15 protein-coding genes and 1 pseudogene are annotated in these 13577 nt (G+C 60.7%); 8 read left to right on the top strand and 8 right to left on the bottom strand.

The features are described from left to right. Nucleotides 1-5 precede the first annotated feature (5 nt). The 4 genes from H0Z09_RS06355 to H0Z09_RS06340 are packed head-to-tail and all read left to right on the top strand — an operon-like array spanning nucleotide 6 to nucleotide 3117. The gene (locus H0Z09_RS06355; RefSeq protein WP_186688537.1) at nucleotides 6-1133 is read left to right on the top strand and encodes a DUF1120 domain-containing protein; all 1128 of its coding nucleotides are present in this window, start codon (nucleotides 6-8) and stop codon (nucleotides 1131-1133) included. Nucleotides 1134-1143: 10 nt separating this feature from the next. Continuing rightward, complete coding sequence (locus H0Z09_RS06350) at nucleotides 1144-1794, top strand: DUF1120 domain-containing protein (RefSeq protein WP_186688534.1); 651 nt, start codon at nucleotides 1144-1146, stop codon at nucleotides 1792-1794. A 39-nt stretch (nucleotides 1795-1833) separates the two neighbouring features. Next, the gene (locus H0Z09_RS06345) at nucleotides 1834-2457 is read left to right on the top strand and encodes a DUF1120 domain-containing protein (RefSeq protein WP_186688531.1); all 624 of its coding nucleotides are present in this window, start codon (nucleotides 1834-1836) and stop codon (nucleotides 2455-2457) included. A gap of 39 nt (nucleotides 2458-2496) precedes the next feature. After that, the gene (locus H0Z09_RS06340) at nucleotides 2497-3117 is read left to right on the top strand and encodes a DUF1120 domain-containing protein (RefSeq protein ID WP_186688528.1); all 621 of its coding nucleotides are present in this window, start codon (nucleotides 2497-2499) and stop codon (nucleotides 3115-3117) included. A 358-nt stretch (nucleotides 3118-3475) separates the two neighbouring features. Here the strand turns inward: H0Z09_RS06340 and H0Z09_RS06335 are convergent, their stop codons facing one another. After that, a complete protein-coding gene (locus H0Z09_RS06335) occupies nucleotides 3476-4729 on the bottom strand; it encodes a CynX/NimT family MFS transporter (RefSeq protein WP_186688525.1) in 1254 nt (417 codons plus the stop codon). 175 nt (nucleotides 4730-4904) lie between these two features. Between H0Z09_RS06335 and H0Z09_RS27255 the strand changes: the two are divergent. Together H0Z09_RS27255 and H0Z09_RS06330 are read left to right on the top strand one after the other, a co-directional pair. Then, nucleotides 4905-4997: pseudogene (locus tag H0Z09_RS27255) on the top strand (type II toxin-antitoxin system MqsR family toxin); the annotation flags it as partial. After that, entirely contained in the window at nucleotides 4994-5476 is a 483-nt protein-coding gene (locus H0Z09_RS06330) for a type II toxin-antitoxin system MqsA family antitoxin (protein WP_186688522.1), read from the top strand. The pseudogene H0Z09_RS27255 and the gene H0Z09_RS06330, both read left to right, overlap by 4 nt. A 51-nt stretch (nucleotides 5477-5527) precedes the next feature. Here the strand turns inward: H0Z09_RS06330 and H0Z09_RS06325 are convergent, their stop codons facing one another. The 4 genes from H0Z09_RS06325 to H0Z09_RS06310 all read right to left on the bottom strand — a co-directional run bounded on the left by H0Z09_RS06325 (nucleotide 5528) and on the right by H0Z09_RS06310 (nucleotide 9697). Beyond that, nucleotides 5528-6292: an amino acid ABC transporter ATP-binding protein gene (locus H0Z09_RS06325; RefSeq protein ID WP_003171943.1), complete on the bottom strand. Its 765-nt coding sequence runs from the start codon at nucleotides 6290-6292 to the stop codon at nucleotides 5528-5530. 11 nt (nucleotides 6293-6303) lie between these two features. Continuing rightward, entirely contained in the window at nucleotides 6304-7401 is a 1098-nt protein-coding gene (locus H0Z09_RS06320) for an amino acid ABC transporter permease (RefSeq protein WP_016978216.1), read from the bottom strand. A gap of 10 nt (nucleotides 7402-7411) precedes the next feature. Further along, nucleotides 7412-8593, bottom strand: coding sequence for an amino acid ABC transporter permease (locus tag H0Z09_RS06315; RefSeq protein ID WP_186688519.1), 1182 nt, complete (start codon nucleotides 8591-8593; stop codon nucleotides 7412-7414). Between the two features lie 72 nt (nucleotides 8594-8665). After that, a complete protein-coding gene (locus H0Z09_RS06310) occupies nucleotides 8666-9697 on the bottom strand; it encodes an amino acid ABC transporter substrate-binding protein (RefSeq protein ID WP_016978213.1) in 1032 nt (343 codons plus the stop codon). Between the two features lie 344 nt (nucleotides 9698-10041). Here H0Z09_RS06310 and H0Z09_RS06305 point away from each other — a divergent pair, with 344 nt between their 5' ends. Both H0Z09_RS06305 and rhlB read left to right on the top strand, forming a co-directional pair. Further along, a complete protein-coding gene (locus H0Z09_RS06305; RefSeq protein ID WP_186688516.1) occupies nucleotides 10042-10698 on the top strand; it encodes an alpha/beta hydrolase in 657 nt (218 codons plus the stop codon). Between the two features lie 95 nt (nucleotides 10699-10793). Next, a complete protein-coding gene (gene rhlB, locus H0Z09_RS06300) occupies nucleotides 10794-12254 on the top strand; it encodes an ATP-dependent RNA helicase RhlB (RefSeq protein WP_186688514.1) in 1461 nt (486 codons plus the stop codon). Between the two features lie 131 nt (nucleotides 12255-12385). Here rhlB and moaE read toward each other — a convergent pair whose 3' ends face one another. From moaE to moaC, 3 genes are read right to left on the bottom strand one after another with little or no spacing between them, the layout of a single operon-like run. Further along, the gene (moaE, locus tag H0Z09_RS06295; RefSeq protein ID WP_186688511.1) at nucleotides 12386-12835 is read right to left on the bottom strand and encodes a molybdopterin synthase catalytic subunit MoaE; all 450 of its coding nucleotides are present in this window, start codon (nucleotides 12833-12835) and stop codon (nucleotides 12386-12388) included. 2 nt (nucleotides 12836-12837) lie between these two features. Beyond that, nucleotides 12838-13080: a molybdopterin converting factor subunit 1 gene (gene moaD, locus H0Z09_RS06290; RefSeq protein WP_186688508.1), complete on the bottom strand. Its 243-nt coding sequence runs from the start codon at nucleotides 13078-13080 to the stop codon at nucleotides 12838-12840. Beyond that, nucleotides 13077-13550, bottom strand: coding sequence for a cyclic pyranopterin monophosphate synthase MoaC (moaC, locus tag H0Z09_RS06285; protein WP_186688497.1), 474 nt, complete (start codon nucleotides 13548-13550; stop codon nucleotides 13077-13079). Before moaC ends, moaD begins: the two co-directional genes overlap by 4 nt. Between the last annotated feature and the right edge of the window lie 27 nt (nucleotides 13551-13577).

Raw genomic sequence — 13577 nt, 5'->3', positions numbered from 1 at the left:
TTGCCATGGGTTTTAACACCGTACTGTTGCCGCTGCTTCTGCTGCTGAGCGCCAGCGCCTGGGGCGACGACGAATGTCGGCTGAACCTGAGCGAATCACGCCTGGATTTCGGCCTGATGAACCGCGCGGTCGCCATGACGCCCGCGCCCGAACGGCTACTGGGCGAGCGACGCATCAGCCTCACATTGAACTGCCCGCAGGACCAGGATCTGAGTCTGTTTTACCGCGCTCCGGGCGCAAGTGCGCAGCGCTATCGGTTTACCGAGCAGGGCACCTATCGCCTGCATGTCAGCGAGGCGGTGGTCGATGGCCATGCCGTGGAACTCGGCCTGCTCGCCGGCAGCGGCCAGCCACCGGTGGCCAGCGGGGCTCAGTTGGTCTGGCGCCCGGAGCATGGGGTTGTGCCCTTGCGTGACGGGGTGACGCTGCGTGGGCGCAGCCTGTCGCTGCAAATCGACGCCAGCGCCTGGGCCGATGAAGCGGCCGCGCGGGTGAGCGATGCGGTGACCTGGGACAGCGGCGGGCTGTTTGATGCGATCCACAGCGGCCGCTCGCGGGAGCTGCGCCTGCAAGCGCGCTTCGCCCCGGCCGCCTGCACGCCACTGTTGTCCAACGGTGGGCATGTGGACTTCGGCAAGCTGTCGGTGCTGGATCTGAGCCAGAACAGCGACACCGCCCTGCCCGCCCGGTCCCTGGCGGTGAACGTGGCGTGCGATGCGCCGACCGCCTTCACCTTGCGCATGCAGGACAACCGCCAGGGCTCCGCCACAGGCGGCGCCGATAACACGGCTTACGGCCTGGGGCTTGATTCGCGCCAGCACAAGATCGGTCGCTACCGGCTGATCTTCGATCCGACGCGCGCCACGGCCGACAGCTACGGCGCGCTGTATCGCACCGATGCCGCCGCCGACACCGGCCCCTGGAGCAGTGCCAGCGCCAGCCCGATTGCCATCAGCGGCAATCGCTTCATCGGTTTCAGCGCCGTTCCCGGCAGCACCAGCGGCCCCTCTTCGATTCAACACCTCAGCGCCACGGCGAGCCTGGAAGCGTTCATCGCGCCGCTCGGCTCACTGGACCTGGGCAACGAAGTGCGCCTCGACGGCGCCGCCACCCTCGAAATCAATTATCTCTAGGAGCACGCCCATGCACACCGTTCGTCTATCGCTGGCCAGTCTTGCCCTCCTGGGTATCGCCTGCTCGGCCCACGCAGCGTCCACCGCCGAACTGACCGTCACCGGCCTGATCACCCCCATGGCCTGCACGCCGGTATTTTCCGCGGGCGGCCTGGTGGATTTCGGCAAGATCTCCCAGCAGGACCTCAACCAGGCGAGGCCCACAATGCTGGCGCTCAAAACAATGACCCTCACCGTCAGTTGCAACAGCGCCGGGCGCTACGCCCTGCGCATGCGCGACAACCGCGACGGCACCGCCTACGTCAACAGCGAGATTTACTACGGCTTCGGCCTCGACGGCAGCGGCGGCAAGATCGGTGTGTATTCACTGAAATTCGACCCGAAGCAGACCGTCGCCGACGCCTTGCCGGTGATTTACGGCACCGAATCGACCACCAATGCCGTGGCCTGGCGCACCTCCAACAGCAACCCCATCGACATGGGTTCGCGCAGCCTCCTCGGTTTTACCGAAGTGAACGGCAGCAGCGCCGGGCCCACGGCGATCCAGAACCTGACCAGCACCTTCATCCTGGAAGCCGTGATCAACGCCAAGCAAAACCTGGACTTGAGCCAGGACGTGGTGATGGACGGCTCCGCCACGCTGGAAGTGGTTTACCTGTAATTCCCAACCGCGACTTTCCCTAGTCAAAGGAGCAACACCATGCGCACTACCTTCACCACACTGAGCTTCGCACTGCTGCTGGCCGGCAGCGGCGGCGCGTTTGCCGCCTCAAGCGTTGACCTCAGTGTCAAAGGCTCAATTACGCCAAGCGCTTGTACGCCAACCCTGGCCAACGGTGGCGAGGTTGATTTCGGCAAGCTTTCCGCCAAGGACCTGCAACCTGCCCAACACACCTATCTGCCAAGGCAGAACCTGCAAATGACCGTGAACTGCGACGCCGCGACCTTGATCGCCATCGCCTCCAAGGACAACCGCGAAAATACCGAATCCAGCATGGATTACTACAACTTCGGTATCGGCATGATCAATGGCAGCGAAAAACTGGGTTATCTCACCATCAGTACGAGTAACCCCATCGCGGACGGTGCAACCGTCAGAGGCGTTGGCTCACGAGACGGCGGCGTGACCTGGGAACGTGAAGGTTCGTTGATGGACGACGGTCTGACAGCCTTTGCCGCCTTGGCAACCACCACGCCATTGCCGATACAAACGCTCACCACCGACTTGCGCGTCGGAGCCGTAATAGCGCCAGCCCAGAACCTGACCTTGAACGAAGAGCAAACCATCGACGGCTCGGTGACGTTGACCGTCCATTACCTGTAATTCCCAACCTCGACTTTCCCTGGTCAAAGGAGCAACACCATGCGCACTACCTTCACCACACTGAGCGTCGCGCTGCTGCTGGCCGGCAGCGGCGGCGCGTTTGCCGCCTCAAGCGTTGACCTCAGTGTCAAAGGCATGATTACGCCCAGCGCCTGTACGCCCGGACTGTCCAACGGCGGACTCGTTGATATTGGCAAGTTATCGGCCAAGGATCTCAACGTTGACCGAATGACCCGAATCAAAGAACAGAAACTGCAACTGAGCGTGACCTGCGATGCGCCCACGGTCATGGCATTGGAAAGCAAAGACAATCGAGCTGGATCGGAATATGAAAACAGAGGCAACTTCGGACTGGGCCTGATCAATGGCTCGCAGAAGCTCGGTTCCATGGAGCTGTCGCTGCTTTCACCTGTAGCCGACGGCGTTCCGGTCAGAACCATTGAGTCTTACGACGAAGGTGCGAGCTGGGCTGGCAACAGTTGGCTGATGCCGAACAACCTGCTGTCGGTAGCCAGCACGACGACTGCCGCACCGATAGCGGTTCAACTGATGACCGCCGACCTGCGAATCAGCGGGCTTATCGCGCCCACCAATACCCTGACCCTTGACAACGAGGTCGCCATCGACGGCTCGGTGACGCTGACCGTTAAATACCTGTAACGCCAGTCACTCGATTTATCCACTGACCCACCGCCATCGCGGGCAAGCCCGCTCTTATCAAACTTAAAATAACCTACTGATTTTAAAGGGTTAACGTTTCGCTTTGAAATTTGAGCCTCACACAAGCAATTTCAGATGGCTACATCCCTGTGGCGAGCGGGCTTGCCCCGCGTTGGGCTGCGCAGCAGCCCCCATGAAGACGAGTGCGGTGTGTCAGACACTCCTCTGCGCCGGTTTTTTGGGGCTGCTGCGCAGCCCAACGCGGGGCAAGCCCGCTCGCCACAGAGACCTCAGTTTGCTGCGCGACAGCGCCAAATCAGAGATTCGGAGGGCTCTCCCACATTTGTATTGGGGCCGGTCAGGCTTTTTCGCTGGTGACGCCAACGTACAGCGCACGTCCGGCGCCGCAGCCGGTGATGATCGCACCGACGCCGATCACGCCGAATACCCAACCGGTGGCGCCCCAGCCACCGGTCCAGTCATGCAGCACGCCCACGGCCAGCGGGCCGAGGGAGGCCAGGGTATAACCGATACCCTGGGCCATGCCCGACAGGTTGGCGGCGACGTGGGAATCCCGCGAGCGCAGCACGATCAAGGTCAGCGCCAGGCTGAACGTGCCGCCCTGGCCGAGGCCCAGCAGGATCGCCCAGCCCCACAGCCCGTCGAGCGGTGCATACAGGCAACCGAACAGACCGCCGAGGGTGAGCAGCATCACCACCACGATCGCCAGGCGCTGATCCTTGCCACGGGTGGCCAGCCACGGCGCGGTCAGCGCACTGAGCAACTGCACGATAATTGAACCGGACAGCGCCAGGCCGGCCTCGGTGGCACTCAGGCCACGGCTGATCAGCATCGACGGTACCCAGCCAAACACGATGTACGCCAGGGACGACTGCAGGCCCATGTACAAGGTCACCTGCCAGGCCAGCGGGTCGCGCAGCAACCCTTTAACCCGATAAGCCACCTGGTGCGCCCCCTGTTTCTGGCCGACTTGGGGCAGCCAGAACAGGGCCGCCACCAACGCGGGAATCATCCAGAAGCCCAGGCCGATGTTCCAGCTGTCACCAAAATAATGACTCAACGGCACCGTCGCCCCCGCCGCCAACGCGGCGCCCAGGCAAAGCGCCATGGTGTAGACACCGGTCATGGCGCCGGCCTGGCTGGCGAAATCGCGCTTGACGATGCCCGGCAGCAGCACGCCGATGATGCCGATGCTCGCGCCGGCGACCAGGCTGCCGGCAAACAGTCCGGCTTCACCGAAAGCGCTGCGCAGGACGATGCCGGCGGCTAGGGTCAGCAAAATCCCCAATACCACACGCTCGGCACCAAACCGTCGCGCCAGGATCGGCGCCAGCGGCGCAAACAAACCCAGGCACAGCACCGGCAAGGTGGTCAGCAACCCCGCCCTGGCGGCCGACAGCCCCAAGCTGCCGGACACCTCGCTCAGCAATGGCGACAAACTCGACAGCGCCGGGCGCAAATTCAGCGCCACCAGCACCAGGCCCAGCAGCAACAACCACGGGCGAAGCACCCGCGGGTGGCTGTGTTGCACCGCTTCGTCGTCGGCTTCGGCGTCGATTAACAGTTCTTCAAGTTTGCTTTCGGGGGTCATTGCTCACTGCCAGCAGAGGGACGGGCGTTTGCCCTAATCAATGGACGAAAAGTCCCACAGCCTATTCGGACGTGCCTACAAGAGCAACGCACTAGGGTTTCTAAGCGGCAAAAGGAGCAGTATTTTCGATTGGTAAAATTACCCTCAGAGGGTAATTATTGGACTCAGGTGTCTTATTTGCTCGCACGGTTTGGAGATCTACATAAAGGTGACTTACCGTCCAGGCGACGGACCTCCGGTGATCTCCTTCAAGGAGAAAAACACATGAAAAGACAACAATGTTGCAGTTGCGGAAGGCAGGACGGGATGCTTCATTTCTCGGGACGCAGCGAGACAATGGAAGTAAAAGGCTTGCTTCGCCGTATCGACAATTTGTCTGGGTGGGAATGCGAGGCGTGTGGAGAAGTGCTCCTCGATCCGCAAGACGCAGAACGCTATTCGAACCTGTGCGATGACATAGTCCACAGCTTCCGGCGAATGATCGGCACAGAGCTGAAACGAATACGCCGCAAACTGCATCTGTCACAAAAGGAAACCGTAGAACTGTTGTCGGGTGGCGGGCACAACGCGGTTTCTCGCTACGAACGCGGCGAAGTATTACCCCCCAAATCGCTGGTCATCCTGATGCGCTTGCTTGAACGTCACCCACATTTGCTTGTCGATGCGAAAATCCTGAGTGAAGGTACAGACCTGCGTAACTCCAAGAATACGGTACATAGAGAACACGAAACCCTGACAACACCTTGAGAACAGACGCAAAAAAACCCGGCGTAAAAGCCGGGTTTCTTTAAGCTGCAATCAATGCAAAATCTGGCTCAAGAACAACTTGGTCCGATCATTCTGCGGGTTGTCGAAGAAGTCATTCGGCGCCGCCTGCTCAACGATCTCGCCCTTGTCCATAAAGATGACCCGGTTGGCCACAGTGCGCGCAAAACCCATTTCGTGGGTCACGCACAACATGGTCATACCGTCTTCGGCCAGGCCGATCATGGTGTCCAATACCTCTTTCACCATCTCCGGATCGAGCGCCGAGGTCGGCTCATCGAACAGCATGATTTTCGGCTTCATGCACAAGGCACGGGCAATCGCCACACGCTGTTGCTGGCCGCCGGACAGTTGCCCCGGGAACTTGTGCGCCTGCTCCGGAATGCGCACGCGCTCCAGGTAGTGCATGGCGATTTCCTCGGCCTTGCGCTTGGGCATCTTGCGCACCCACATCGGCGCCAGCGTGCAGTTTTGCAGGATGGTCAGGTGCGGGAACAGGTTGAAGTGCTGGAACACCATGCCGACTTCACGGCGGATCGCCTCGATCTGCTTCAAATCGTTGGTCAGTTCCACGCCATCGACCACGATGCGGCCTTGCTGGTGCTCTTCCAAACGGTTGAGGCAGCGGATGGTGGTGGACTTGCCCGAACCCGACGGCCCGCACAGCACGATACGCTCGCCTTGCTTGACGTTGAGGTTGATGTCTTTCAACACGTGGAACTGGCCGTACCACTTGTTGACGCCCTGCATCTGGATAATGCCTTCAGGGCTCACAGGCTGTTTGATCGCTTCGCTCATAACAACAACTCCTAACGCTTGTGGCCTGTGTCGAGCTTGTGTTCCAAATGAATGGAATAGCGCGACATACCAAAACAGAAAATCCAGAACACCAGGGCGGCGAACACGTAGCCTTCGGTGGCCATGCCCAACCATTTGGGGTCGGCGGCGGCTTGCTTGACGCTGTTGAGCAGGTCGAACAGGCCGATGATGATCACAAGGCTGGTGTCCTTGAACAACGCGATAAACGTGTTGACGATGCCGGGGATCACCATCTTCAGCGCCTGCGGCAGGATCACCAGGCCCATGCTGCGCCAGTAACCCAGGCCCATCGCCGCGGCCGCTTCGTACTGGCCCTTGGGAATCGCCTGCAAGCCACCGCGCACCACTTCGGCCACGTAGGCCGACTGGAACAGGATCACGCCGATCAATGCGCGCAGCAGCTTGTCGATGCCCATGCCTTCAGGCAGGAACAGCGGCAGCATCACCGAAGACATGAACAGCACAGTGATCAACGGCACGCCGCGCCAGAATTCGATGAAGGTTACGCAGACCACCCGAATCGCCGGCATGTTCGAACGCCGCCCCAGCGCCAGCATGATGCCCAGCGGCAACGCGCCGGCAATGCCCACGGTGGCGATGACCAGGGTCAGCATCAGGCCGCCCCATTGGCTGGTGGCCACGTTGGTCAGCCCGAACGCGCCGCCGTGCAGCAGGAAGAACGCGATGATCGGGTACAGCACCAAAAAGCTCAGGCCGTAGACCGCCTTGCGCTGGAAACGCGAGATGAACAACGGCGCCACGCCGACAATCGCCAGCCACACGGTGAGGTCCACGCGCCAGCGCAGGTCGCCGGGATAGTAGCCGTACATGAACTGGCCGAAGCGCTGTTGGATGAATACCCAGCACGCGCCTTCCTTGGTGCAATCGGCGCGGGTGGTGCCGACCCAGTTGGCGTCGATGATCGCCCAACTGAGGATCGGCGGTACCACCAGGTAGATCAGGTAGAACGCCAGCAACGTCAGCAGCGTGTTGAGCCAGCTGGAGAACAGGTTGGCGCGCATCCATGCCATCGGCCCGAACACCTTGTTCGGCGGCGGCATATCCGGTTTGAATGTATGTGAACTCATGGGCGTTTCCTCACCGCTCGATCAGCGCAATGCGCTTGTTGTACCAGTTCATCAGCAGGGAAATGCTGATGCTGATCGCCAGGTACACGCTCATGGTGATAGCAATGACTTCGATCGCCTGCCCGGTCTGGTTGAGCACCGTGCCAGCAAACAGCGAAACCATTTCCGGGTAACCGATACCGGCGGCCAGCGAAGAGTTTTTCGCCAGGTTCAGGTATTGGCTGGTCAGCGGCGGAATGATCACCCGCAGGGCTTGGGGGATGATGACCTTGCGCAACGTCGGCCCGGGGCGCAGGCCCAGGGAGCGCGCGGCCTCGGTCTGGCCGTGGCTGACGGATTTGATGCCCGAACGCACGATCTCGGCGATAAACGCGGCCGTGTAGACGGTCAGCGCCAGGGTCAGTGCCAGCAGTTCAGGGATCAATACCCAGCCGCCGACAAAGTTGAAGCCCGCAAGTTTGGGCATCTCCCAATGCAGCGGTGCGCCGAAGATCAGCGCGCACAAGGTCGGGATCACGATGAACAGCGCCAGGCCCGCCCAGAACTTGTGGAAAGGCACGCCGGTCGCTTCGAAGCGTTTATTGGCCCAACGCGCCATCAGCACGATAGCGATAATCGCCACCACCACACTGGCCACAAACGGCCAGAAGCCATCAGCGGCAAGCGCCGCAGGCATATTCAAGCCACGGCTGCTGACAAAGAAGGTATCGCCGAAGTTATGGCTGTTACGCGGCCCCGGCATGGTCAGGAACACCGCGAAGTACCAGAACAGGATTTGCAGCAGCGGCGGAATGTTGCGGAACACTTCCACATACACAGTCGCCAGCTTGTTGATCATCCAGTTCGGCGACAACCGCGCCACGCCAATCACGAACCCGAGCAGTGTGGCCAGGATCACGCCGATGAAGGTCACTAAAAGGGTATTGAGCAAACCGATCACAAACACCCGGGCATAGCTGTCCGATTCGGTGTAGTCGATCAGGTGCTGCGCGATGCCGAAACCGGCACTGCGCTCAAGAAAGTCGAACCCCGAGGTAATGCCCCGGTGCTGCAGGTTGGTCTGGGTATTATGAAAGAGGTACCAGCCCAGCGAGACCACCGCCACAATCGTGATGATCTGGAAGAGCCACGCACGCACTTTGGGATCGCTGAAGCTGAGCTTCTGCTTGGGTGCGCCGATTTGATTTTGCATGAAGTGCCCCGAAAAGAATGGAACAGAACATCACCCGGCGGTTGGCCCACCGGGTGACAGAACCATCAGCGATCAGCGCACAGGGGGTGCGTATTGAATGCCGCCGTTGTTCCACAGTGCGTTCAGGCCACGGTCGATTTCCAGCGGGGTGCTCTTGCCCAGGTTGCGCTCGAACACTTCACCGTAGTTACCCACTTGCTTGACGATCTGCACGACCCAGTCTTTCTTCACTTTCAGGTCTTTGCCGTATTCGCCGTCGGCGCCGAGCAGACGAGCCACGTCCGGGTTCTTGGTGGACTTGGCTTCAGCTTCGACGTTTTTGGAGGTGATACCGGCTTCTTCAGCGTTGAGCATGGCGTAGCCCACCCAGCGCACGATAGCCAGCCACTCGTCGTCGCCGTTACGTACGACCGGGCCCAGAGGTTCCTTGGAAATGGTTTCCGGCAGCACCACGTAGTCTTTCGGCGCGGCCAGCTTGCTGCGCTGGGCGAACAGTTGGGACTTGTCGGAGGTCAATACGTCGCAACGCCCGGATTCCAGCGACTTGGCGCTTTCGTCGGAAGTGTCGAAGGTGATCGGGGTGTATTTGAGGTTGTTGCCGCGGAAGTAGTCGGAAACGTTCAGCTCGGTGGTGGTACCGGCCTGGATGCAGATGGTGGCACCGTCCAGTTCCTTGGCACTTTTAACGCCCAGCTTGTTGTTTACCAGAAAGCCGATGCCGTCGTAGTAAGTGATGAAGCCCGGGAATTTCAGGCCCATGCCGGCATCGCGGGAGCTGGTCATGGTGGTGTTGCGGGACAGAATGTCGACTTCGCCGGATTGAAGCGCGGTGAAACGCTCCTTGGCGTTCAACTGGCTGAATTTGACCTTGGTCGCGTCGCCGAAAACGGCAGCGGCCACGGCGCGGCACACATCAGCGTCGATCCCCAGGATCTTGCCGCTGGCATCCGGTACCGAGAAACCCGGCAGGCCGTCACTCACGCCACATTGCACAAAGCCTTTCTTTTGCACGGCGTCCAGCGTGGCGCCAGCTTGGGCGAAACCACTGACACCCAGTACAGCCGCCGCAGTCACGATGGCCAGGGTGGATTTCAATACCTTCATTCAAACCTCCAGTTGCTCTTGTTGTGTCGGAGCTCGAACTTCAGCGCACCCTTATGAGGCGATATCGACCCGTGTTGGCTTTTTTTGGGGTCAAGCGGCATGAAGTTGTCGCGGTAATCCAGCGACTTTCCTATAACCGGCGGTCACTGATAGTGTTACCGTTTCAGGAAAGTTCTGACATCGACCTACACGTAGCAAGGCGCGTACCAGAGTGATGGCTGAGCGGTTTCAGCCCATGATCAAGCCCAAAAGATTCAGCCTTGCGACATTATCTTAACAGATCAGCCAAAGGCGCACCGTCCCGACGCACCCAATCGGAGCGCGCGCACATTAATGGAGCAGACATGACCGAACCCTTGATTCTTCAGCCCGCCAAGCCCGCAGACGCCTGCGTAATCTGGTTGCATGGCCTGGGTGCCGATCGCTACGACTTCCTGCCGGTGGCCGAAGCGCTGCAGGAAAGCTTGCTGACCACCCGCTTCGTTCTGCCCCAGGCACCGACCCGGCCGGTGACCATCAATGGCGGCTACGAGATGCCCAGCTGGTACGACATTAAGGCCATGAGCCCGGCCCGTTCGATCAGCCTGGAAGAGCTGGAAGTGTCGGCAAAGATGGTGACGGACCTGATCGAAGCGCAGAAGAGAACCGGAATAGACGCTTCGCGGATTTTCCTCGCGGGGTTTTCCCAAGGCGGCGCCGTGGTCTTCCACACCGCCTTCCTGAATTGGGAAGGCCCGTTGGGTGGCGTGATCGCCCTCTCCACCTACGCGCCAACCTTCGATAATGAGCTGGAGTTATCCGCCAGCCAGCAGCGCATTCCGACGCTGTGCCTGCACGGCCAGTACGACGAGGTGGTTCAGAACGCCATGGGCCGCAGCGCCTTCGAGCACTTGAAGAGCCGTGGTGTCACCGTGACATGGCAGGAATACCCAATGGGTCACGAAGTGTTACCCGAGGAGATACGCGATATCGGCGCCTGGTTGACCGCGCGCCTGGGCTGAACCGGGCGTTTTTGTAGCCGTATGACAGACGCACTACGCCGCGCCCGATTCTTGCATTACACTGGCCGGCGTACATTCCTTAACCAATTGATGAGATGACCGTGCTCAAAGCACTCAAGAAGATGTTCGGCAAAAGCGAGGCTGAGCCGCTCGCGCCAGTTCCCAGTGCTCCTGTCCCGCCAACCGGCAGCCGCAATGACGGCAAACAGCCCGCCAGGACAGCTCCTGTTGCCCAGCCGAAGGTGACCGCGCCTGAACAGGCAAAACCGCTTGAGGCCACTGCCGCACCAGTCGCGCCAAAGCCGCGCCGCGAACGTGCCCCAAAGCCGGTCGTCATCCCATGGAAACTCGAAGACTTCGTCGTCGAGCCCCAGGAAGGCAAGACCCGCTTCCACGACTTCGACCTGGCCCCGGAACTGATGCACGCCATCCAGGACCTGGGTTTTCCGTACTGCACGCCGATCCAGGCGCAGGTGCTCGGCTTCACCCTTGCCGGCAAGGACGCCATCGGCCGCGCCCAGACCGGCACCGGCAAGACCGCCGCGTTCCTGATCTCGATCATCACCCAACTGCTGCAGACGCCGCCGCCGAAAGAACGCTACATGGGTGAGCCGCGTGCACTGATCATCGCCCCGACCCGGGAGCTGGTGGTGCAGATCGCCAAGGACGCCGCCGACCTGACCAAGTACACCGGCCTCAACGTGATGACCTTCGTTGGCGGCATGGACTTCGACAAGCAGCTCAAGCACCTCGAAGCCCGCCATTGCGACATCCTGGTCGCCACCCCGGGCCGCCTGCTGGACTTCAACCAGCGCGGCGACGTGCACCTGGACATGGTCGAAGTGATGGTGCTGGACGAAGCCGACCGCATGCTCGACATGGGTTTCATCCCGCAAGTGCGCCAGATCATCCGCCAGACCCCGCCAAAAGCCGAGCGCCAGACCCTGCTGTTCTCGGCGACCTTCACCGAAGACGTGATGAACCTGGCCAAGCAATGGACCACCGACCCGTCCATCGTCGAGATCGAAGCGCTCCACGTCGCCAGCGAAAACGTCGAGCAACACATCTACGCCGTGGCCGGTGCCGACAAGTACAAGCTGCTCTACAACCTGATCAACGACAACGGCTGGGAACGCGTGATGGTGTTCGCCAACCGCAAGGACGAAGTACGCCGCATCGAAGAGCGCCTGGTGCGCGACGGTGTTAACGCCGCGCAACTGTCCGGCGATGTGCCGCAGCACAAGCGCATCAAGACCCTGGAAGGCTTTCGCGAAGGCAAGATCCGCGTGCTGGTGGCCACCGACGTGGCCGGGCGCGGGATTCACATCGACGGCATCAGCCACGTGATCAACTTCACCCTGCCGGAAGTGCCGGACGACTACGTTCACCGCATTGGCCGTACCGGCCGTGCCGGCGCGGCGGGTGTGTCGATCAGTTTTGCCGGGGAAGATGATTCGTACCAGCTGCCGTCGATCGAGACGCTGCTGGGGCGCAAGATCAGTTGCGAGACGCCTTCGACGCATTTGTTGCGGGCCGTGGAGCGCAAACGCCCTTAACGATTGGAATGCGGTCAAAACTGTGGGAGCGGGCTTGCTCGCGAAAGCGGTGTATCAGTCATGCATGTATCGACTGACACTCCGCTTTCGCGAGCAAGCCCGCTCCCACATTGGGTTCTATGTTGGGCCGATTATTTCCAGCGATCAGCGGCGGCATGGTCGCTGCCCCGCCCTTCCACCCAGCGTGGGCCTTCAGGGGTATTTTCCTTCTTCCAAAACGGCGCCCGCGTCTTCAGGTAGTCCATCACAAACGCGCAGGCATCAAATGCCGCCTGCCGGTGTGCACTGGCGGCCGCGACAAACACGATTGGCTCCCCCGGCTCCAACGCGCCGATGCGGTGCAACACTTCCAGCTTGAGCAACGGCCAGCGCTGCTCGGCTTCCACGGCGATCTTGGCTAGGGCCTTTTCGGTCATGCCGGGATAGTGCTCCAGGAACATCCCCGACACGTCGCGACCTTCGTTGAAGTCGCGCACATACCCGACAAAACTCACCACCGCGCCTACGCCGACATTGGCCGCGTGCATCGCGTTGACTTCGGCACCGGGATCAAACGCTTCGACCTGCACACGGATGGCCATGCTCAGCCTCCGGTCACGGGCGGGAAGAAAGCGACTTCATCGCCGGCCTGCAAGGGCTCATCAAGGCTACAGAGTTCTTGATTGCGGGCGCACATCAAGCTGGATTCCTTGAGCACTTCGAACCCTTCATCACCCGCCAACGCTTGGCGCACTGCATCAACGGTTGCGAACTCGCCTTCCACTTCCAGGGAATCCAGGCCCACCGCTTCGCTGTAACGCGCAAAAAACAATACGTTGATGCTCATGCCTGCTCCGCCTTGAAGTGCCCGCTTTTACCGCCCAGTTTTTCAAGCAGGCGAATGCTTTCGATGGTCATGCCACGGTCCACGGCCTTGCACATGTCATAGATGGTCAATGCCGCGACGCTGGCGGCGGTCAACGCTTCCATTTCCACGCCGGTCTGGCCGGAGAGTTTGCAGCGCGCCAGGATGTGCACCGAGTCTGCACCGTCGGCGCGGAGTTCGACCTTGACGCCGGTCAACATCAGCGGATGGCACAGGGGGATCAGGTCGCTGGTTTTTTTCGCCGCCTGGATCCCGGCAATGCGGGCCACGGCGAATACGTCACCCTTGGGGTGGGCGCCGTCGACAATCATTTGCAGGGTTTCGGGCAACATGCGCACCCGCGCTTCGGCCACCGCCTCACGGAACGTCACGGACTTGTCGGTGACGTCGACCATATGGGCGCGACCTTGGGAATCGAGATGAGTCAGCACAGGGATACTCCTGATCAGGAGCAGCGA

This window comes from Pseudomonas sp. SWRI18 (genome assembly GCF_014268345.1).
In the GTDB taxonomy this organism is placed as follows: Bacteria; Pseudomonadota; Gammaproteobacteria; order Pseudomonadales; family Pseudomonadaceae; genus Aquipseudomonas; species Aquipseudomonas cedrina.
The sequence above is the reverse complement of the archived record's forward strand: the minus strand, read 5'-3'. Positions and strand labels throughout refer to the sequence as shown.